This window comes from Saliniramus fredricksonii (assembly GCF_900094735.1).
Lineage (GTDB): Bacteria > Pseudomonadota > Alphaproteobacteria > Rhizobiales > Beijerinckiaceae > Saliniramus > Saliniramus fredricksonii.
This window is the reverse complement of sequence record NZ_FMBM01000002.1, coordinates 1388403-1409901: the sequence shown is the minus strand read 5'-3', so window position 1 is coordinate 1409901 and position 21499 is coordinate 1388403. Positions and strand designations below refer to the sequence as shown.

At 62.6% G+C, this 21499-nt stretch carries 10 protein-coding genes, 1 tRNA gene and 4 pseudogenes; 2 read left to right on the top strand and 13 right to left on the bottom strand.

Annotated features, from left to right (window positions below; genetic code table 11):
• Nucleotides 1–26: 26 nt before the first annotated feature.
• Together GA0071312_RS20620 and GA0071312_RS13010 are read right to left on the bottom strand one after the other, a co-directional pair.
• Nucleotides 27–353 (bottom strand): ribbon-helix-helix domain-containing protein, encoded by a 327-nt coding sequence (locus GA0071312_RS20620; RefSeq protein WP_074445315.1) that lies wholly within the window; start codon nucleotides 351–353, stop codon nucleotides 27–29.
• A complete protein-coding gene (locus GA0071312_RS13010; protein ID WP_074445314.1) occupies nucleotides 337–999 on the bottom strand; it encodes a ParA family protein in 663 nt (220 codons plus the stop codon). The genes GA0071312_RS20620 and GA0071312_RS13010 overlap by 17 nt, the downstream gene beginning before the upstream one ends.
• A gap of 528 nt (nucleotides 1000–1527) precedes the next feature.
• Between GA0071312_RS13010 and GA0071312_RS13005 the strand changes: the two genes are divergently transcribed.
• Nucleotides 1528–1617 (top strand) — tRNA-Ser (locus GA0071312_RS13005).
• A 384-nt stretch (nucleotides 1618–2001) separates the two neighbouring features.
• Here GA0071312_RS13005 and GA0071312_RS13000 read toward each other — a convergent pair.
• From GA0071312_RS13000 to GA0071312_RS12980, 5 genes and pseudogenes are all read right to left on the bottom strand, one after another.
• Nucleotides 2002–2631: pseudogene (locus GA0071312_RS13000) on the bottom strand (transposase); the annotation flags it as partial.
• 264 nt (nucleotides 2632–2895) lie between these two features.
• Nucleotides 2896–3918, bottom strand: coding sequence for an IS110 family RNA-guided transposase (locus tag GA0071312_RS12995; protein WP_074444125.1), 1023 nt, complete (start codon nucleotides 3916–3918; stop codon nucleotides 2896–2898).
• Nucleotides 3919–4002: 84 nt separating this feature from the next.
• Nucleotides 4003–4707, bottom strand: a pseudogene (locus GA0071312_RS12990) (IS1380 family transposase); the annotation flags it as partial.
• A 51-nt stretch (nucleotides 4708–4758) separates the two neighbouring features.
• Nucleotides 4759–5262 carry a hypothetical protein gene (locus GA0071312_RS12985; RefSeq protein ID WP_074445312.1) on the bottom strand — a complete coding sequence of 168 codons (504 nt, stop codon included), beginning with the start codon at nucleotides 5260–5262 and terminating at the stop codon, nucleotides 4759–4761.
• A 644-nt stretch (nucleotides 5263–5906) separates the two neighbouring features.
• Nucleotides 5907–7253 (bottom strand): annotated as a pseudogene (locus tag GA0071312_RS12980) (IS1634 family transposase); the annotation flags it as partial.
• A 163-nt stretch (nucleotides 7254–7416) separates the two neighbouring features.
• On the opposite strand from GA0071312_RS12980, the gene GA0071312_RS12975 reads away from it, so the two are divergent.
• A complete protein-coding gene (locus GA0071312_RS12975) occupies nucleotides 7417–9066 on the top strand; it encodes an IS1634 family transposase (protein ID WP_074443290.1) in 1650 nt (549 codons plus the stop codon).
• 94 nt (nucleotides 9067–9160) lie between these two features.
• Here GA0071312_RS12975 and GA0071312_RS12970 read toward each other — a convergent pair.
• The 6 genes and pseudogenes from GA0071312_RS12970 to GA0071312_RS12950 form a co-directional block, all read right to left on the bottom strand.
• Nucleotides 9161–9469 (bottom strand): annotated as a pseudogene (locus GA0071312_RS12970) (IS1634 family transposase); the annotation flags it as partial.
• Between the two features lie 220 nt (nucleotides 9470–9689).
• A complete protein-coding gene (locus tag GA0071312_RS12965) occupies nucleotides 9690–10007 on the bottom strand; it encodes a DUF7716 domain-containing protein (protein WP_074445310.1) in 318 nt (105 codons plus the stop codon).
• Between the two features lie 5 nt (nucleotides 10008–10012).
• Nucleotides 10013–12340, bottom strand: a complete 2328-nt coding sequence (locus GA0071312_RS12960; RefSeq protein WP_131817807.1) for a hemagglutinin repeat-containing protein — start codon at nucleotides 12338–12340, stop codon at nucleotides 10013–10015.
• Nucleotides 12341–12434: 94 nt separating this feature from the next.
• Nucleotides 12435–13034: a hypothetical protein gene (locus tag GA0071312_RS12955; protein WP_074445308.1), complete on the bottom strand. Its 600-nt coding sequence runs from the start codon at nucleotides 13032–13034 to the stop codon at nucleotides 12435–12437.
• 66 nt (nucleotides 13035–13100) lie between these two features.
• The gene (locus GA0071312_RS19700) at nucleotides 13101–13628 is read right to left on the bottom strand and encodes a hypothetical protein (RefSeq protein ID WP_131817806.1); all 528 of its coding nucleotides are present in this window, start codon (nucleotides 13626–13628) and stop codon (nucleotides 13101–13103) included.
• Between the two features lie 35 nt (nucleotides 13629–13663).
• A complete protein-coding gene (locus GA0071312_RS12950; protein WP_165604030.1) occupies nucleotides 13664–21370 on the bottom strand; it encodes a hemagglutinin repeat-containing protein in 7707 nt (2568 codons plus the stop codon).
• Nucleotides 21371–21499 lie beyond the last annotated feature (129 nt).

Genomic DNA, 21499 nt, shown 5'->3' with positions numbered 1-21499 from the left:
GCCCCGGAGGGCCTGCGCGGCTTCTCTCAGCCGTATGGACCGTCGTGCCGGCCCTGATCCTCCATGAGCTGGCGGATCGACCGGGCGCCCCGCTGCCGAAACAGCATGTCGAGGGCTTCGAGCATCAGCGGATGGATCTTCGTGCGCTCGACATGGGCGATATCCCGCAATTGGTCATAGACCGGTGGTTCGAGATAAACCGACATCTGCTTCGCGCGCTGTTTCAGCGTCCTTGCTGCAGGTTCCGGTTCATTGGCGATGACGCGTGGGGGCGTTCTGTGCTCGAGAGCAACCGGCGCCGGCGCAGATGCGGCGACGATCGACCTGAGACTCACTTTATGCAACTTTGACATTCGTTAAGGCCTGACCCTTGTTCTGATTATTGAAGTTGGTGCGCTTCTCGATCCATCCCCAGAGCTTGCGCACTTCGCGCGCGGCCTGCCCCTGCGGATTGAATTCGGTGACGCCCTGGCCCATGCCGATCGCATCCTGATGGTCGTTGCGCATCACGATGTTAACATCGGGCAGAACGCCGAGCACGGCGAGACCGTCGGCGGCGTCGCGGTTGCGATAGCTGCGCGGCGGCGTCTGGTTGAGTACGAAGGCGAAGCGCTTCTCAAGCCGGTAGATCGCGGCCAGGGTGGGCTTGAAAGCGCGCAGATCAGCCGGTGTCGGTCGACACGGAATGACACACAGATCGGCAGCCCGGATAGCCGAGAGCGTGCCGGGGCTGTCGACGCCGGGTGTGTCGATGAAGACGTAGTCGTAATCATAATCGCGCAGGCGATCGACGACGTCATCGAGCTGCGTCGCATCGATCTGGGCGACCTCGGGCCCCTCACCGTCGCGGTGTTCCGCCCAATCGGTGATTGTGGCCTGACGATCCATCTCCAGGATGCAGACCGAGCTGCCGGCTTCCATGGCGGCGATGGCGAGGTTGATGCACAGCGTACTCTTGCCGCTTCCACCTTTTTGCGTAACGAAAGCGATAGCTTTCATGATGATATCCCTTGTTTGCGTGAAGGCCGGGGGCGGTCTTGCGGGAAGAATTTTGCGCCCCTCCCCGTATCCACCGATCCTGTGATCAGCCGATACCGGGATGCCTGTGATGCAAGCTGCGCGATTATGGTTAACGGCTGGTTAATCGCTGGATCGGGTGATCCTGCCATCCTGTGATCACTGGCCAGCGGCAATGATATGTGCCGGGCTCCCTGAGAAAATATTCAAGTTTTTTCAGCCTCTTCCGGTCCGGACAAGGGCACCTGTCAGCGCGCGAGAACATGGCATGCGATCACAGGATCGGATGATTTCCGGGCGGATGGCGCCCTTTGCCTTGCGCCGGTGCGGCGAATCGCCGGATCGGCCGGAGCCCGGGTGAGCAGGATCCTGTAATCCTGTGATCCGTCGATCCCGGGACGACCGCGAGGCCATGGCGACAGCGTCACAGCATGAAAGATGAAAAACCCGTCAGCGCAGCCCGCACACTCTTCCCACCGCCGCCGCTTTTCGCTATGACCGGATCACAACGGAAGGGTGGCCGAGTGGTTTAAGGCAGCGGTCTTGAAAACCGCCGTGCGGGCAACCGTACCGTGGGTTCGAATCCCACCCCTTCCGCCAATTCTCAGAATTAACGCATTGGAAATTAATAGATATTTTTATTCTACCTGGAGGCAACCCACCTTTATCCCCACCGGAGTGCCCTCATCGGGGGCTTTCCTGAGCAGGAAGTGGGTTTGGCTCCGCGAGTATCGGTGCCAAATGAAATTCCATTCTCATGATTGGCGTTACACTTCCCGATGAAGCGAAACGGGCTTTGCGGACCTAACCGCCTTTATGCATCGCGGCCTGATCATGGGCGCGTTTCGCCGGATGGTTGGATTTTTCGAGAAGCCGGCGCAGGGTGATCCGCCCCGCCGCTTTTCGGTGGCGGAGATGGTGTAAGGGGCGGGGTTTGCAGGTTGCGGTCGCGGGGTTCAAAAGGGGCGCCAACGTCCCCGGTGGCTACATGGCGAGACGTGGTATCCGGCTCAGCACGATGCGCAGGATCGCATGGTCGGGACATGATGTCGGCAGATGCAGGCAGATCCGCGTCTTCATTTCGACCACGCGGGCGGCGATCTTGATGAGGCGCACACGCAAGGTGTCGAACTGCGCCAGGCGCAAGGCCGCACGTTTCGGCATCGCCGCACGCAGCCCCCACATGAGCCAGTAGGCCCCCGCATGCAGGAACAGCCGGAACTGGTTTGCCGTCGCCTTGCTGCACGAGGTCCGGTCGGCGGCGAGATGGGTCTTCCAGGACTTGATGTGGTTCTCGGCCATGCCCCGGCGGCAATAGACACGCTCATACAATGTCCTGGCGCGTCCACCCGGGAGATTGGTCACGATGAAGCGCGTGTCGCAACCCTGCGACCCCACCTCGACACGGGCGATGATCCGCTCGGTACGGCTCCAGCTCGCCGCCCCGTCATGGAATTCCTTGAAGCGCCGGACCCTGGTCTTCGTCTTCGCCCTCTCGAAGCGCCGGGTCGTGCTGGCCTCGACGGTTGCCACGCGTTTGCGCAGCGTGCTGGTGGTCGCCACGCCGAAGATGAAGGCAATGCCGTTCGCCCGGCACCAGTCGAGCACCTCGGGAGCGCATGTTTGGATGCCCCCTTTGATGCAAGGATTTTTTTGCCTGTCTGAGCGCGTGATCGGGTGCGGTCATGTTTCAGGCCTCACAAGTGCGGCTTTCGCACGCCGCGGGCCGGGATGGTGATACGCGGATCAGGTACCAAATCAATAGGGCGAGCTCGAGGCTCGTTGCACTCCACTGGTTTACCCGACCCGGATCTGATCGATCATTTGCCCATTCAGGTCATTGCCCTCCTCACATCCCCGAGGCTCCGACAGCCGCGTTCAGCAGATCGCGCCGGTCGGATCCCTGTAATCAGTCTCGCCGGCGAGCATGGCCCAGATCATACGCGCCATTTTGTTCGCCAGTGCGATGGCGACCAGTTTGCGTGGTTTGCGTGCGAGCATGCGCGATAACCACGATCCCGGACGGCCACCGTGCCGGCCCCTCCAATGCACGACAGACATGGCGCCGATGATCAGCAGGCGTCGAATATCGCGCTGACCCATCTTGGAAGTGCGGCCAAGCTTCTGCTTGCCACCGGAGGAGTGCTGTCGTGGAACGAGGCCAAGCCACGCTGCAAAATCGCGACTACGGCGGAATTCCCGCATCTCCGGTGCAAAGGATGCAATCGCCATGGCGCAGACCGGGCCGATTCCCGGCATGGTCTGCAGCCGGCGTGCTGTGCTGTTTTCCCTGGCTGCAGTTGTGATCCGCTTGTCCAGCTTGCCGATCTCGTCGCTGATCTGAGCAATCTGATCGAGGTAAAGCCGCCCGAGATCGCGAACCAGGTCCGGAAGCGTGTCCTGATCGAGACAGGCAGCAAAGCGAGCGATATTCCCAACGCCTTGACCGATGATGATGCCGTGCTCAGCAAGATGCCCGCGTAGTGCATTCACCAGACGGGTTCGCTGGCCAACCAGCAGGTCCCGGGTGCGGAACAGCATCGCCCGGGCTTGTTGGTCCGCGGTCTTCACCGCAACGGTACGCATGGTCGGACGCTGTGCTGCTTCCGCCACGGCCTCAGCATCAGCGGCATCGTTTTTTTGCCGCTTGACGAAGGGCTTCACGTAAATGGGCGGGATCAGCCGCACTTCATGACCCAGACGGGAGAGCTCACGACCCCAATAGTGCGCCGTTGCGCATGCCTCCATCGCCACCACACAAGGCGGCAGCGACGCCATGAACTTCGCAAACTGCGCCCGTGACAGCTTCTTGCGGAACAGCACCTGTCCATCGGCCGTTGCCCCATGAACCTGGAGAACCTGCTTTGCCAGGTCGACGCCAACGATGCTAATCTCACCCATGGATGCCTCCTCCTTCTGTGATGACTTCAGCATCACCATTTTGGCACATTGCGATGCCGTCGGGTGGGGGCATCCACTCCATCAATAGTGACTGTCACCCCTGATCAGGATCCGGGTATGGGGCCAGTGTCGGCGGATCGACCGGACGAGACGGCGCAGATGAGCACGGATCTCGCGGCCACGCGGGCGTTTGGCCGGGCGCAGGACAGCGGCCACGAAACGACCCTCGTCGTCGAACACCACGATCGGTTGGAAGCCGTATTCATCGTGATGTGCGTTGAACAGCCGCAATTGCTGCTCCCCGTGAACGGTATCGAAGGTGTCGTCGATATCGAGCACGATCTGCGACGGCACTGTCCGGAACGAGCGGCAATACAGGCCGATCATGGCATGACCCATGGCCAGAAGCATGCGCCGGTCGGGCAGGTTCTCCAGGCGGCAGATTGTTGATTGGGAAGCAAGATCCTCATCGCAGGGAAGTCTGCCGCCTGCCATCTTGAAGAGGGGATCGGTCCGCAGGCGGGAGGCGTCATTGGCATCTTCATAGCCGGCTGCGATCATGCCCATCCGGAAGCCGATCATCTCGTCGAGCCTGTGGGAGATCATATCGGGGCGCCGCGGATCATCGATACATGCAGCCAGCGTCGCGGCAACACGCAAGCGCTTGTCCACCTCCGCCAGAGCGATCAGGCCGCTATCCGATGACAGGCTGCCGCCGTCAAACCGGGCGACGATGGCCTTGCCATTCACGGGTGACAAACCCTCCAGCGGCAGCGTAGGATCATTCATGGCGGATGTGGCCTCCGTGAAACTGCAAGATTCGGCGTTAGCACCCAAATCTTACGCTATTTCAACGGCTTGCGCTACATCCGCCCGGCCACCATGAATTTTCTGGGCTAGCCTCCGATTCTCGAAAATCGTCACCCACCCCAGATCCGGCGCCGTTGTGATCAGATCGAGCGGCTGTTGCGGGTTTGCCGGCGTGGCGAGGGTGACGCCCTCCTGCCGCACCTCCGGCGTGACGAAGATCAGCGGGAGCTGGTCGGCGGCAGGCGTGATCACCGTCATGCCGTCGTTGCGGTGCTCGGTGAAGCCCTCGTTGCCTTGCCCGAACAGTGCGTCCGCAAGATCGATTGCCTGTCTCGGGCCGATGGGCACGATGCCGCCCAGGCCGTCCTTCTGATAGCCACCGACCACGACGTAGCCGTCGCTGGTGCGCACCATATCGAAGGCGAATTCGTTGCCGCCGGCATCCGTCGCCGTCATCACCGCGCTTGATTCGCCCGGCTGGTTGCGGATCTCGATGACAGAGCCGTCGACGCCCTCGATGCGCTCGACCGTCATGTCGCCGAAGCTGCCAGAGGGATAAAGCAGTGCCGTCAGGAAGGCGGCTGCGCTGGTCGCGCCGAGCGCGGCTCCGCGCAGGACCGTTGCCCCGTAGCGTGCCCCGATCTCCGCAAGCTGCTGCGGACAGATCGCAGCCGCCTCCGCATGGGCGCGCGAGAAGATCAGATCATGCAGGTTGAACCCGCGACGGCCCGGCGCAATGCAGGCGTTGAGTTGCTGAGCGGGCGGTTACCAGCCTCAGCCGCAGGAGAGATTCAGATGCTCAAAGAGCGGGTGCGCGTGTAACACGCTATATCGAGGATATTAGATCAGCAGACAGTCATATGCAATCTTAAATGAATCGTTTCGCAAGAAAAAATTTTCGATTGCATTGAAGAACCTTGCATCATCACCTGCGCCAATCGATGCTCGACGGGCCGATGAGGCCGATGTTCAGGCTGCCGCCAGCCTCGTAGAACGAGCCGCGCTACTGGACGGTATCCGCTTCGAACTCTCCGCTTGCAGTGCCCGTACCAAGAAGACAAAATTGAATAGCTACAACTCAAACCCAACTTAAACACCTGATTTCCGATAATTATGAATTTTCAATGGGATAGGGGGCGCCTTCGCGCTTTTAGCACCACGGTCGGAGGGTCGTGCGGTCAAGCAGCTTCGGTTTCGGCGATGTTCGGCGGCAGCGCCACGCCGACGGCGCGGAATACCGGCCCGACCTGACCGCTTACCGGGGTACGGATGGCAATGCTGCGTCCGTCCTTTTCGATTTTGCCGCTCTGCAGGCGGTCGAGATCACGCAGGAGCGGGCGCCACTCGGGTTTGATCCCGGCTTCGGTGCAGCGGTCGAACAGCTCCTTGTGCAGCATCAGGGCTAGGAAGGAGCAGAAGACGTGGCCGCGGATGGCGGCATCGGATGAATGGAAGATCGGACGTGTCGAGAGCGTCGCCTTGGCGACACGAAACAGCGTCTCGACGGTGAGCAGGTCCCGGTAGCGCAGCATCGCCTGAAGCGGAGAAATCCTCGCGTTGGTGCGCAGGACGAAGATCCCGTCATAGCGGGCTTCCTCGGCGATCTTGCCGGCATCGATCTCGAAGGCATCACGCGTCGTGGTGTTGAGATAACGCCTGTAGGCGGAGTTGCCGACGAGCGCCTTGTCGCCCTTCTTCAACTGCGTATCGAGGGCAGCGATGATGGCCTGGCGGTCCTTGCGGTCCTTCTCGGCCTGCGCCTCGTTGCGGCAGACGATGTAGCGGACCCCGTCGACGACGACCTCCTTGGCGAAGAGCTGCGTCTCGCCCTGGCTGCGCTCGACGAGGAGCGGCGTGAGGGGTTGCGGATCGTCGAGAACCCGGCGCATGCGTGCGTCGGTGCGCTCGCGCACACCCAACACATATTCCAGACCCTGTTCCTCTAGCGCCGTGATCGTGGCCTGCGAGATCATGCCCCGATCCGCCACGATGCAGGCTCGGGTGATACCGAAACGGCTGCGCAGCCGCTGCACGATCGGCAGCAGGATGGCGACATCGGCGGTGTTACCTGGCATCATCTCGGTGCAGACCGGGCGGCCATCGGCATCGACGATGACGGCGAGGATCATCTGGTTGAGATCAGGGCGATGGTCCTTGGAATAGCCCCGTGCCCCCAGCGTCTCGCCGCCTTCGCCGTGGAAGGACAGGGAGGTCGTGTCCATGAAGACGATGGAGAGATCGGTAAACAGGTCGCGCCGGCGCGCAAACAGCGCCTCCTCGATCACGTCCTTGACGGTACGCGGCGAAAAGGGCGTCGCATCCTTCTGCTCGTCCTTTGGCAGATCTTCTCCGAGCCAGGCCATGGCCCGATAGAAATGGTGCAGCGACAGATCGTCGGCACCGGGAATGTCGTAATCCTGCATCCAGGACGCGCAGTCGCGATCCGAGCCGGAGACGAACAGACGGTGCAGCGTCGCGGTGAACACGGCCCGCTCCACCGGGAATTCGAAGCCGCGTTCCCCAAGCCCAAGTTGAACAGTTGAATTGGACGAAGCGGGAACATTTTTCCGTAAGCCATTGATGTTATTGAGGTGGGGTCGGTGGGCGTCAGTTTGTGTGGTGCTAAATAATGTAAGAATAGGCGTTTCATTGCTTGACGAATGGAGGTTTCTGAGATGCTAATTCGGCATGTTCGTGCGCGAGAAGACCATCAATGGCTACACCTACATCTACCTTGTGGAGAATGTCCGCGAGGGTGGCCGCACGAAGCAGCGCATCATCCGCAATCTCGGACGCAAGGAAACGGTTCTCGCCAGCAAGGATCTCGATCGCCTGGCCGCCTCGGTCGGACGGTTCACGGAACGGGCCATGGTCCTGGATGCCATCAACAACGGTGATGTGGCGCGATACGAAGCTCGTCGCATCGGCGGGCCGCTGCTCTTCGGGCGCCTGTGGCAGCAACTCGGCATCGATCAGGTGATCGCTGATCAGCTTGGGGAACGCGGCTTCGAATTCCCGGTGGAGCGGGCCGTGTTCACCGCGACGCTGCACCGTCTGTTCGTCTCCGGCTCGGATCGCGACTGCGCGTCCTGGATGCAGGATTACGACATTCCCGGTGCCGACGATCTGTCGCTGCACCATTTCTATCGGGCCATGGCCTGGCTCGGAGAAGATCTGCCAAAGGACGAGCAGAAGGATGCGACGCCCTTTTCGCCGCGTACCGTCAAGGACGTGATCGAGGAGGCGCTGTTTGCGCGCCGGCGCGACCTGTTTACCGATCTCTCCATCGTCTTCATGGACACGACCTCCCTGTCCTTCCACGGCGAAGGCGGCGAGACGCTGGGGGCACGGGGCTATTCCAAGGACCATCGCCCTGATCTCAACCAGATGATCCTCGCCGTCATCGTCGATGCCGATGGCCGCCCGGTCTGCACCGAGATGATGCCAGGTAACACCGCCGATGTCGCCATCCTGCTGCCGATCGTGCAGCGGCTGCGCAGCCGTTTCGGTATCACCCGAGCCTGCATCGTGGCGGATCGGGGCATGATCTCGCAGGCCACGATCACGGCGCTAGAGGAACAGGGTCTGGAATATGTGTTGGGTGTGCGCGAGCGCACCGACGCACGCATGCGCCGGGTTCTCGACGATCCGCAACCCCTCACGCCGCTCCTCGTCGAGCGCAGCCAGGGCGAGACGCAGCTCTTCGCCAAGGAGGTCGTCGTCGACGGGGTCCGCTACATCGTCTGCCGCAACGAGGCGCAGGCCGAGAAGGACCGCGAGGACCGCCAGGCCATCATCGCTGCCCTCGATACGCAGTTGAAGAAGGGCGACAAGGCCCTCGTCGGCAACTCCGCCTACAGGCGTTATCTCAACACCACGACGCGTGATGCCTTCGAGATCGATGCCGGCAAGATCGCCGAGGAAGCCCGCTATGACGGGATCTTCGTCCTGCGCACCAACGCGAGGATTTCTCCGCTTCAGGCGATGCTGCGCTACCGGGACCTGCTCACCGTCGAGACGCTGTTTCGTGTCGCCAAGGCGACGCTCTCGACACGTCCGATCTTCCATTCATCCGATGCCGCCATCCGCGGCCACGTCTTCTGCTCCTTCCTCGCCCTGATGCTGCACAAGGAGCTGTTCGACCGCTGCACCGAAGCCGGGATCAAACCCGAGTGGCGCCCGCTCCTGCGTGATCTCGACCGCCTGCAGAGCGGCAAAATCGAAAAGGACGGACGCAGCATTGCCATCCGTACCCCGGTAAGCGGTCAGGTCGGGCCGGTATTCCGCGCCGTCGGCGTGGCGCTGCCGCCGAACATCGCCGAAACCGAAGCTGCTTGACCGCACGACCCTCCGACCGTGGTGCTAAAAGCGCGAAGGCGCCCCCTATCCCATTGAAAATTCATAATTATCGGAAATCAGGTGTTTAAGTTGGGCCAAGCTGATCAGCGATCACCTGATCGATGCCGAGTTGCTGCCACAGGCGCCCGAAGAGCAGCGGCCCGCCGATGCGACGAGCTTCGTATCGCGCCACATCACCGTTGTTGATGGCATCCAGGACCATGGCCCGTTCCGTGAACCGTCCGACCGAGGCGGCCAGGCGATCGAGATCCTTGCTGGCGAGAACCGTTTCCTTGCGTCCGAGATTGCGGATGATGCGCTGCTTCGTGCGGCCACCCTCGCGGACATTCTCCACAAGGTAGATGTAGGTGTAGCCATTGATGGTCTTCTCGCGCACGAACATGCCGAATTAGCATCTCAGAAACCTCCATTCGTCAAGCAATGAAACGCCTATTCTTACATTATTTAGCACCACACAAACTGACGCCCACCGACCCCACCTCAATAACATCAATGGCTTACGGAAAAATGTTCCCGCTTCGTCCAATTCAACTGTTCAACTTGGGTCAAACTATGAGCAAAAAATTTTAGGATTTTTATAATATATTTATTCAGTAACAATATCATTCTTTTTGAAAAGACAGAAATGCATCATATTTGAAATAGAATTTGCATGCGTTTACGATTTTAATATTATCAATCTCGACTCCTTGATGTGAGATGTTTTCAATCACTGACCTAATATCGCTTATCTGCAAAAACTCTGAAATATTCCTCTCCTTGGCAATTTTGGGAGTGAAGCCATCATCTGATAGCTCCGCAATATCCGGATTTAGAACGGCGCACTCGGAGTCGAGATTGATATCGCGATCTACATTAAGATAAACCCAGTCATTCCATTCAAACGAATCCAGTCGTTCAATGATATTCTGGAAGTTCATTTTCCTTACTCCGTTCCCCAACCAGAGAAACCACCAGTCCCTCCGGGATGCAAACTATCCTGCACTGGACCTGGCGCCTGGTGATGACTCCGTGGCACCAACTGCATCTGTCCGGGTGCCGTACCGTGGTGCCAAGTAAGTTCTGGGGTAGGTGACGACCTCGGATACGCGCCGCGTTGGCCGGGGCGGACACCCTGTAAGATGCCAGGATAGAGCGCTTCCATCTGTCTTGCAAAGTCAGGATTTGCTCGAAACGCCTCATCAAGTGCCTGATTGGATAGCTGATTATGACGCTGTCTAGAAACTCCGGGAAATGCCGACATAGGCAATTGTACCTCAAACGCAGTTGTATACTGAGGGCTTGCATTTGGACGTACAACTGCACCGGAACTTGTGGTAAATTGCGTTTCAGCCGAAACACCACTCCTCACCACCCCTGCCCCACGCGCAATCACGCGTGACGCGGCACTGACACCTGTGAAGATGCCGGCGAGTTCGGTGGCGGTGCCGACGGTGACGGTGTCACGCGAATCGCGCGGGTTCGCGTAGAAATAGATCCCGGTGACGGCGTTGCGGTAGAGGAAGCGGCCCTGCGCATCCATGGCCGTGAAGGCCTCGCCCTCCTCGTTCTCGCCGAGAATCACCGGGCCGCCCTGCATGGCGTGGAGGTTGCCGATCGGCTCGGCGAAGGCGTTCGTGATTGTCAGGCCTTCGACCCAGCGCTGCAACTCGCTCGGCTTGCGCTCGCCGATGGCGAGGTAGAGCTCCAGACACTGCTCGGTTTCCTCGCGCGTGAAATGAATGACCTGGCCGTCATTCGTTTCGATCCGGCAGGTGACTGCCGCATGTGCGGGCGAAATCAGCCAGTGCAACAGGTTGAAGCCGTGCTGCGGGCGGCACGCGCCCAGCTGCGCGATGATTGCCTCGTCGGTGAGAGCGTCCCGCTCGAGCGCATCCGCGATCTGATCGAAGCCCTCCGAATCCATGTTGCGGAAGGCTTCCTGCGTGATCTCCGAGAGCGTACGACCGATAAAGTCGACCGCCTCCACCGCCGCGCGCACCGACGAATCACTCGCATAGAACCGCACCCCGGCCCGCTCGTCGCGCAGGGTCTCGCGGGCCATGTCGAGGTCGCGGTTCAGCGCCGCTACCTCGCGCGTCTCACCCGCTTCTTCGCGTGCGCGTTGTGCGTCTTCGTCGCGGATGGTGATGGTGCCCTCGCCGATCGTGGCGCGGGTGATGGCGTCGGTGGCTTCGTGGGCGAGTTCGCCTTCGACGCCGATGCTGGGGGAGCCGCCGTCGCCGAGGCCGAGGCTCACCGTGGCGCGGCGGCTGTCGCTGCGGGCGCGCTCGTCGATATCCGAGAAGCCGAGCGTGCCCGTATCGAGCGACAGATCGCCGTTGAGCGAAGCGATCAGGCCGCCATCGAGCTGGGTGTGGCCTTCGACGTAAGCCTCAAGGCGCTGATCGGCGATGATGGCGGTCTGCTGGTTGATCAGCGACGAATCGGCCCGCTCGCGCCCGCCGCCAAGGCTCAGATCGAGGCTCGAACCGGCGCCGGGCATCAGGCCGATCGTCAGGCCGAACCCGGCATTGAAGGAAGAGCCACGCAACCGCGACGTGTCCGCCCGCGAGGCGACATGCAGGTCACCGCCGATATCGAGCAGGATATCGCGTCCGCGCAGCTGCGCACCGGCGATCAGCGCGTCATTGCCGGTGAGGAGCGCGAGCCGCTCGCCCGCCCGCAGATCCGAATCGACCTGGCTTGCCGCCGTGCCGGACTGGTTGCCCCGGGCGTGATTCGCGCTGAGCGAGAGCCCCAGGCTCTGACCACCGGCTACCGACCAGCCGAGATCAAGCCCGAGCGCGGCGGAGGTGGCGGAATGGCGCAGGCTCTGCGATTGCGTCGCAAGCGCCGATTCGATGGCAAGATCACGGCCCGCATAAAGATCGAGATCGCCCCCGGCGCGGGCCTGCAGCGCCGCCACGGCGAGGTCGCGCCCGGCGGCCAGGGCGAGATCCCCACCCGCATCGATACGCGCGGGCACCACCCCGTCGAAACGCGATTGCTGTTCGAAACGCGAGGCGGAATACCCGATCGACAGGCTCGCCGAGATGCCGGGATTGGACAGATCCCGCACCGCATCGACGCCCTGGAGCACGCCCGAGACCATGCCGAGCGCCTCGTAACGCGCATCGCCATGGCCGGAGCCAAAGACATCGACCGCATCACCCAGACGCTGCGCGGCCCCCACCACATTGGTGCCGACACTCGCCGTGATCCCGGCAGAATATCGAGATCGCGCCCGCGCAGCTGCGCCGGGGCGTATCACAGTTCAACAGATCAAAGAGCGGGGTGGCTGCCGGGGGTCACGAGAGACAGGGAGAGGGAGAGGGGAATGGACCGGGGCAGCCGGGGGAAGGTGGTCAGGCGCTGATTGCGGTTTCGGCCTGTTCCAACAGGGGGAAGAACTGGCGCAAGCGCCGATTCGTGGCGATGCGTTCAATCACGGCCCGGTGTTCGGGGATCAGGGGGAAATCGGCGCGGTCGATCTCACGGACGAATTCGGCGAGCACGTCCTTGGGGATATTGAGCAAGGCGTCCTCATCGAGCAGCTGAATCAGGCGGTCGAAGAGATATTCCATGTCGATGGGTTCTGGACCGATCTCGGTGTCCGGATCGAAGACATGTTTGTTGGTGCTCAGGATATACAGCGTGCTGGCGGCGATGGCGGTGTTGCAGAGGCCGAGGAAATAATCCGGATTGCAGAATTCGCTTATGGCGAATACCTCCAGATAAACACGCGGGATTTCGCGCGCGACATAATATCTGGCGAAGGTCATGAGGATATCCAGATCGGCCTCATTGTAACCGCGCGGGCTATCGGCGGAGAAAACCGTCCCCTGCGCGACATCGGCCTGCAGGAAGACACGCACGACACGCTCGCCACGATGGAAGATGTCGCAATAGGGCGGATCGTGTTCGGGGCTGCGAAAGGCAAGGATCTCAAATTGCCGGAACTGCATGGCTGCACCCTCTCAATCAAAACCTGTGTCGGGAAGCTAACACCATGCGGGGTGATCGCCAAGGGGTCAGGGCGAAAAATTTGGGGGTGGGGATGGGGAGGCGTGACGCTCAAGGATGGCGCGTTGCTGTTTAGTTAGTGGCAGATCCGCGATTTCAATTTCGTGCACGAGCTCGTGAATAACTTCAATCGGCACATTCTCCAAATGCCCCGAGTCCAACAGAGAAATAAAATTTTTAAACAAATATTCCATGTCAATAAAATCGTCAAATAAAGTATTTTCGTCAACCATCAAGCATTCATTTAAGCTTGCTATGTATAATAAACTTGCTGATATAGCGCTATTATACAAACTGAATATAAATTGCTTTTTATTATGCATTATTTCTATATACCTTACAAGATAATTCTTTGGGATTGATTTTTTAATATAATACGAACAGAAATCAAGCACCGCAGTAAAATCACCCAGTTCAATATCGCATTTATTTGATTCATAAAGAATAACCTTATTTCCATATTCGTTATCATTATATACTTCCGCTATAGTGTATCCATCGATTGATACTTCGCAATATGGATGATTATAATCCATTCTACTAGTAACGATTATTTCGAATCGATTGTAAATCATGGCTCGAGAAAACCAATAAACTCACCATTCGTTGAAAAGCGAAGGCCACGATTATCAGGTGCACGAACTTCAAGAACGGGTCCGAACCTTCCAGTTAAGCGTTCCTTAATCGAAGAATTTGGATTGTTGAGGATTTCTCTCACAATTTTCTTGCCCTCGATATTGATTTGTGCAGGACCGCCACTAATTTCAGGAAAGACGCTGCCCTGCCTACCTCCATGCTTCTGGAGCGCGCGCCCTGCTTTCGTCAGCTGCCCGCCGCGATCTGATGGATCCGGTTGGCTGCTCGTTTCTAGCAGCTGTCGGACCTCATTTGAAGACAATCTCCGATTCTCCCACGCCGTCACCCACCCCAGATCCGGCGCCGTCGTAATCAGATCGAGCGGGCGTTGCGGGTTGGCGGGCGTGGCGAGGGTGACGCCCTCCTGCTGCACTGGCGGCGTGACGAAGATCAGCGGGAGCTGGTCGGCGGCAGGCGTGATCACCGTCATGCCGTCATTGCGGTGCTCGGTGAAGCCCTCGTTGCCTTGCCCGAACAGCGTGCCCGCAATGTCGATCGCCTGCCTCGGGCTGATCGGCACGAGGCCGCCCAGGCCGTCCTTCTGATAGCCACCGACCACGACGTAGCCGTCGCTGGTGCGCACCATATCGAAGGCGAATTCGTTGCCGCCGGCATCCGTCGCCGTCATCACCGCGCTTGATTCGCCCGGCTGGTTGCGGATCTCGATGACAGAGCCGTCGACGCCCTCGATGCGCTCGACCGTCATGTCGCCGAAGCTGCCGGAGGGATAAAGCAGTGCCGTCAGGAAGGCGGCCGCGCTGGTCGCGCCGAGCGCGGCTCCGCGCAGGACGTTTGCCCCGTAGCGTGCCCCGATCTCCGCGAGCTGCTGCGGACAGATCGCAGCCGCCTCCGCATGGGCGCGCGAGAAGATCAGATCATGCAGGTTGAACCCGCGACGGCCCGGCGCAATGCAGGCGTTGAGTTGTGCGGCGACTTCCGGATCACTCGCGGCTTCAAGGAGGACTTCCGCAACCAGCGCTGTGATCGCATCCCGGTCTTCGTCGGCGAGCTCATTCTCCTCCTTGATGTCATCGGCGATCTTCTCGGCGTGATCTGCCGCATCCGCCTCGGGATCGAGATTTTCCGCGATCTCCTCCGCGCGGGCGCGGTCCTCCGGCGAGAGCGCTTCGAGCGCCTGTGAGAGGATTTCGGCGGCGGCGGCGATGTTTTGCCGCGTCTGAGCAAACCCGGAGGCGAGTTCGCGTACCGATGAATCACTCGCATAGAACCGCACCCCGGCCCGCTCGTCGCGCAGGGTCTCGCGCGCCGCATCGAGGTCGCGGTTCAGCGCGGCGATGTTCTCGGTCTCACCCGCTTCTTCGCGTGCGCGTTGTGCGTCTTCGTCGCGGATGGTGATGGCGCCCTCGCCGATCGTGGCGCGGGTGATGGCGTCGGTGGCTTCGTGGGCGAGTTCGCCTTCGACGCCGATGCTGGGAGCGTTGCCGCCGAGGCCGAGGCTCACCGTGGCGCGGCGGCTGTCGCTGCGGGCGCGCTCGGTGATATCCGAGAAGCCGAGCGTGCCCGTATCGAGCGACAGATCGCCGTTGAGCGAAGCGATCAGGCCGCCGTCGAGCTGGGTGTGGCCTTCGACGTAAGCCTCAAGGCGCTCATCGGCGATGATGGCGGTCTGCTGGTTGATCAGCGTCGAATCAGCCCGCTCGCGCCCGCCGCCGAGGCTCAGATCGAGGCTCGAACCGGCGCCCGGCATGAGGCCGATCGTCAGGCCGAACCCGGCATTGAGGGAGGAGCCACGCAACCGCGCCGTGTCCGCCCGCGAGGCGACATGCAGGTCACCGCCGATATCGAGCAGGATATCGCGTCCGCGCAGCTGCGCACCGGCGATCAGCGCGTCATTGCCGGTGAGGAGCGCGAGCCGCTCGCCCGCCCGCAGATCCGAATCGACCTGGCTTGCCGCCGTGCCGGACTGGTTGCCCCGGGCGTGATTCGCGCTGAGCGAGAGCCCCAGGCTCTGACCACCGGCTACCGACCAGCCGAGATCAAGCCCGAGCGCGGCGGAGGTGGCGGAATGGCGCAGGCTCTGCGATTGCGTCGCAAGCGCCGATTCGATGGCAAGATCACGGCCCGCATAAAGATCGAGATCGCCCCCGGCGCGGGCCTGCAGCGCCGCCACGGCGAGGTCGCGCCCGGCGGCCAGGGCGAGATCCCCACCCGCATCGATACGCGCGGGCGCCACCCCGTCGAAACGCGATTGCTGTTCGAAACGCGAGGCGGAATACCCGATCGACAGGCTCGCCGAGACGCCGGGATTGGACAGATCCCGCACCGCATCGACGCCCTGGAGCACGCCCGAGACCATGCCGAGCGCCTCGTAACGCGCATCGCCATGGCCGGAGCCAAAGACATCGACCGCATCACCCAGACGCTGCGCCGCGCCCACCACATTGGTGCCCACGCTCGCCGTGATCCCGGCAAAGCTCTGGCTCTCCACCCGCCGATGCCGCTCGACGATCGCGCCGGGCAGAATATCGAGATCGCGCCCCGCAATCAGGGCGATATCGGCGGGAGAGGTGATCTCGGCGGCGATGACGGCGAGATCGCGCCCGGCCTCCAGCAGAACGCCCTCCCCGCCCCCGATGAGCGAACCGACATCGCTGTCGCGCCGGCGCTCATCGAGCAGGCGCTCACGGGCGAGGCCGAGGGAGACGGAAGCGCCGCCGCCCCCGGAGGAGAAGCCGAAGCCGAAGCCGCTGGTACGCTGCTCGAAACGCCGCGCCTGGGCTTCCCCGCCGGGCGTCAGTGCGAGATCGCGGCCCGCGAGGATCTCGGCGACACCGCCGGCCCCGACCACGGAGCCCTGCAGTGCGATATCGCCCGGCGCGGTGACGAGAATGTCCCCGCCCGCGATCAGGCTGGAGGGCGCGTTGTCGCCGCGCAGATTGTCTTCACGGGTGCGGGTGGAGCGGTAGAAATCGAGGCGACCGCCGCCCGTAAACAGGCCGAAGCCGCTGCTGCGGTGCTCGAAGAAGCTGGTCGCGACGTCCCGCCCGGCGGTGATGGCGATGCCGGCATCGGTGCGGGCGCCCTCGCCGACACCGGCGGCGAGACGCAGGCGCTCCCCGGCGGCGAGTTCGCTGGCATGGACGGCGATGTCGCCACCGGTGGCGAGGGTGACATCGCCACCGGCGCCGATCAGCGAGGCGCGGTTGGTGATCTGGCGGCTGCCGGTGGTGGTGCGCGACGAGCGCAGCAAGCCGCGCGAGGAGCGCATATGCACGGTCTCGACGTCATCGACCACGGAGGCGATGGTGATGCCGTCGCGCGCCTGGACGGCGATATCGCCCCGGGCCGTCAGTTCCGAGCCGCGCAGGGTGAAGCCGCCATCGGCGACGATGGTCATGTCGCCGCCGCTGCCCGCCGAGGCGGCGGTGTGGATCACGGAACGGGTGCGGGTGATGTTGCGGCGATTGACGGCGGTGATGATGTCGTTGGCGACGCGCTGGGCCTCGAAGCGGATATCGTCGCCGGCCATCAGGGTGACGGCGTCATCGCCCCAGAAGGTGCCGCCGCGATTGATCAGATCACCCTCGGTGAGGATCGTGAGATCGCCGGCAATGACATTGCCGCCAGCCTGGGCCGCATAGCGGCGCTGGGTGCCATACATCGTGTATCCGGCAACGCGGCGCTCGTTGATGAATTCGTCGGCGACGATGCTCAGCCCGGCGCGCGCGACCAGCGAGCCGGCATTGTAGACGCGGTCGCCCTGGATCATCAGGCTCTCGCGCGCCTCGATCGAGCCGCCCGGACGGTAGGCATAGGCGCGGAGCTGGTCCTGCGGGAGGATGAGCTCGGGGGCGAGCACGCGCACGCCGTCGACCATGCGGGTCGAATACCAGAGCATCGGCACTTCGGCGGCGGCACGCTGGGCGGCGGTCAGCTGGTCGCCGAGGCGGATCTCGGGATTGGCGAGGAGGAAATCGACAGTGCCCTGATAGAGCGCCTCCTGCTGGGCCTCGGCGCTGTCGAATTCCGGGGCGAGCATGGTGCGCCCGGTCTGCTCGACCAGGGCGCGCTGGATCAGCATGCGCTCGGTCAGCGGATCGGCCAGGAAGGTGATGGCGGACCCGTCATTGCCGCGCGCATCACCGACCTGGCGCAGGATCCAGGAGGGTTCACGCTCGGAGACCGGCAGGCCCTCGGCATCGTAGCGCGGACGCCCGGCGAGCGGCGCGGTGATGAGATAGCGCGGCCCGTCCGGGCTGATCGCCGTCGGCACGGGACGGGCGGCGGATCCGGGCAGGGAGATGGCGTAGCGGGCCAGGTCGATCACCGGATCCGGGACCGAGGGCGGCGCGGTGTAGACATTCGCATCCGTCACGCCGACGCTGATGCTCGGCGCGATGACGCTGACCTGATTGCCGATGATGGAGCCGGAATTGCTGGTGGCGCCCGAGGCGTTCAGCGCGAGATTGCCGCCGGCGCGGATCAGCGAGGGGGTGGCGGACCAGGTGCCCTGGTGCACGCGGCCGCGATAGCCGGTCTTGGCGCCCGTGAGCTTCCAGTAATCGTAGTACTGACGCAGCTGGCGTGCATTGTTGCTCAGCGTGCCGGTGGTGATGCTCAGATCGCCGCCGGCCGCCAGCGTCGAGGCGGTGACGGACACCGCGCCGGAATTGATCGCGAGATCGCCGGCCACGTTGAAGATCGCCGGATCGGCGCGTTCGTATTCACGGTAGTAACGGTGCAGCCAGAGCTGGCTGCCCTGAATATATTGCTCGTGGCTGTAGCTGTATGTCGGGCCCCGTGCGCGGTTCAGCAGGAGCGTACCGCCGAGATCGACAGTGGCGCTGCCCAGAACCTCGACAGCGGAGGAATAGACCAGCATGTTGCCGCCGGCGGTGAAATGGGCATCACCGAGCGTGAACAGCCACGCATTCTGCGGATGGGTGGTACCGCTGGCACCAACGCTGATCGAACCGCCCGGCGCCGCGAGCACCAGATCGCCGCCGGCGGCGATGCCGCCATGCACGCTGATGCCCTGGTGGAAATTCAGGCTGAGATCGCCATAGGCCATGATCCGCGCGCCATCGGCCAGATGCAGGGCCTGCCCGGTCATTTCCAGCGCGAGCTGCTCGCCGAAGCTGAAGCGACCCTGGGCGATGCTGTTCGAATTCGTCAGATCGAGGTTGCTGCTCCTTGCCGCGATATTCGTCTGCCTGCGCGCTTCGAGCACCGCATGACTGCCCAGACTGATCGCTCCGCCTATGCGCAGGAGCAGATCCTCGCCGCTCATCCAGGCCTGCGCACCGGAGTTCGCCCCGCTGTTAATCAGCGCACCCGCCTCGATCGCGAGCAGTCGGTCACTGCGGATCAGGCCGTGATTGGCGAGCGTGCCGGTAACCGCGAGATTCACCTGCGGCGCGATGATGCGCCCGGCGCTCGTGCTGGTGAGCGCGCCTGCCGCAATATGGAAGGCACCGTCGCTACGGATCTCGCCGCTATTGGTCAGCGCACCGCCGACCGAGAGGCCGAAATCGGCCGGCGCCAGCGCGCCCTCCTCCGCCACGGCGCGCAGCGCACCGCCCTGATCGAACGCCCCGCCGATCTCGCCGATGAAGAGTTCCGTCGCCGCGATCTCGCCGGCGCTCCCGCCATCGCCGGCGACAGTGAGATCGATATTGGGCGCCAGCATCTCGCCATCGGCTCCGAAAGCGAGGCTGCCCAGATCGAGGGTGATCACGCTCCCGGCCCGCAGGCTGCCTGCGCCGCTCGCATGCCCGCTGGCGGTGAGCCTCATGCCGCCATCCGCGAGGAGCGTTCCGTCAATACCCAGATTGCGGCTCGCCGTCAGGGTGAGGCCGGGGCCATAGAGCACCGCATCGACGGCGTTGACGAGATCGCGCCCACTGATCGTGAGGCCTGCATCGCCGATCAGCAGACCGGCATTGGCGGCATCACCCGAGAGCGTGAAGCCGGCGCTGCCAGCGGCATAGATCACGCCATCGGCGCTGCTCGTCATGCTTCCGGCGGCGACGGTGAGATCGCCATCGACAAAGACGGTGCCGCTGTTGTCGAAGGCCTCACTGAGCGAGAGGCTCAGTCCCGGCGCATCAAGAACACCGTCCGCCGTGTTGATCAGGCTGCGCGCGAGCATGGAGGCGCCGGCACGGCTCTGGATCAGCCCGTGATTGACGATGTCGCCCGGCACGATCAGCGCGTGGGCATCGCGCAGAAAGGCACCGCTCGCGGCATTGATGAAGGAGCCGCCGATCGAGAGGGAGAGATTGTCGTGATCGAGGATGGTGGCGTTGGTGAAATCGCGCCGTGCCGTGACGAGGAAGCGATCGCCCGCCGCATAGCCGGTTCCTTCGCCCAGAGTCACGTCCTCACCGGTGATCGAGAGGCCGCGCAGGGCGGCGAGGGCCGCATCGCGAATGATCAGGTCGTGCTCGGCCACGATGTCGGCGGTCTCGCCGCCGATCTCGATCGCCTCGGCAAGGAGCCGGTCGCCCTCGAGCGCCACGCGCCCGCCTGCGAGCAGCCGCCCGCGTGCCGTCAGCGCCGCTTCGGCGACCAGGCTGATCGCGGAACCGGCGAGGATTTGCGCATCCGCATCGAGATCACCCCGCGCTTCAAGCACGACGGCATCGGCTGCGGCGAGGTTACCGTCGCGGATCGTGATGGTCTGCGCGTCACCGCGCAGCCGGCCCGCGACATCGAAGGTGCCGCCGAGCGCCAGATTGCCTTCGGCGTCGAGGCGCAGATCCGCAGCGCTCGTCGCGGCTTCGGTCTGCAGATCGCCCATTGATGCGATGACGATGGCTTCGCGGGTGCTGGTCAGCCGACCGTCCAGCGCGACACCGAGATCGACATCGCGCGACAGGATCGAAATCGCGCCGGCGGCGATGACACCATCCGGCGTCGAGACAATCGCATCGCCGGCGAGCGCCGGAGCGCCGGCAATATCATCGGCCAGATCGCGGCCGGGATCGTAATGCATCGCCCCCGCGCGCAGCCGGATGCGATCTTGTGCAACGACAGGCGCCTCGATGGCGATCTGGCGTCCGATCAGATCAATCTGATCGATGGCGCGCTGGCCCGGGACGGCTGACACGCCCCTGCCTGCGATATCGATCGCGCCGTGGCGCACGTCGAAGGCGACAGTGCCGGCGCGGTAGTCCGGAATCGGCACACCCGTCGACAGCGTGACGCGGCCGGCATTGATGAAGCTGCAGCCGACGCAGCCGATCCCGTTGGGATTGGCCACGATCACATCCGCGCGCCGACCGAATACCTCCGTCGGTCCCGCGAGCGTACTCGCGCCGGTGCCGGTCACCTCGTTGAGGATGGTTCGGGCCGGCTGGCGACCGACGAGATTGGGATTCGCGGGGATTGCGCCGCCGAGGATCGAGTCCCCGCTCAATCCGGAATTGTTGAGAATCAGGCCATTCGTATCGACATTGTAGCTCTCGAAGCGGTTATGCGAGAGACCACCGAAGGATGGGGCCGTGATATCGACGACGGGAACGCCGTTCGGCGCGCTGCTCACGGCCGGGCGGAACGCGATCGGTGCCGTCGGATCGGAGATCACCTGCGCCTGGGCCAGATTCAGGGTGATCGGCTGCAGGCCGAGCCAGATAGCCGCGACAATCGCCGCTCCTCGCCCGAGCCGTGATGCCGCCAAGCGCGTGACGCCGGGCCGCAACGCGTGCGCATTATCCTGAGATGCTTTATACTTGCTTGTCATTATCAAAGATTGCTTTTGAAGATGCACCCAAGGCAGATTTCGGGCTAGAGACGGATTTCGGGTCAG

Excerpts from the sequence above, each read along its gene's own strand:
- GA0071312_RS20620 (WP_074445315.1), bottom strand. The coding sequence starts at position 353 with ATGTCAAAGTTGCATAAAGTGAGTCTCAGGTCGATCGTCGCCGCATCT.
- GA0071312_RS13010 (WP_074445314.1), bottom strand. The coding sequence starts at position 999 with ATGAAAGCTATCGCTTTCGTTACGCAAAAAGGTGGAAGCGGCAAGAGT.
- GA0071312_RS12995 (WP_074444125.1), bottom strand. The coding sequence starts at position 3,918 with ATGGGTGAGATTAGCATCGTTGGCGTCGACCTGGCAAAGCAGGTTCTC.
- GA0071312_RS12985 (WP_074445312.1), bottom strand. The coding sequence starts at position 5,262 with ATGACGGTCGAGCGCATCGAGGGCGTCGACGGCTCTGTCATCGAGATC.
- GA0071312_RS12975 (WP_074443290.1), top strand. The coding sequence starts at position 7,417 with ATGTTCGTGCGCGAGAAGACCATCAATGGCTACACCTACATCTACCTT.
- GA0071312_RS12965 (WP_074445310.1), bottom strand. The coding sequence starts at position 10,007 with ATGAACTTCCAGAATATCATTGAACGACTGGATTCGTTTGAATGGAAT.
- GA0071312_RS12955 (WP_074445308.1), bottom strand. The coding sequence starts at position 13,034 with ATGCAGTTCCGGCAATTTGAGATCCTTGCCTTTCGCAGCCCCGAACAC.
- GA0071312_RS19700 (WP_131817806.1), bottom strand. The coding sequence starts at position 13,628 with ATGGATTATAATCATCCATATTGCGAAGTATCAATCGATGGATACACT.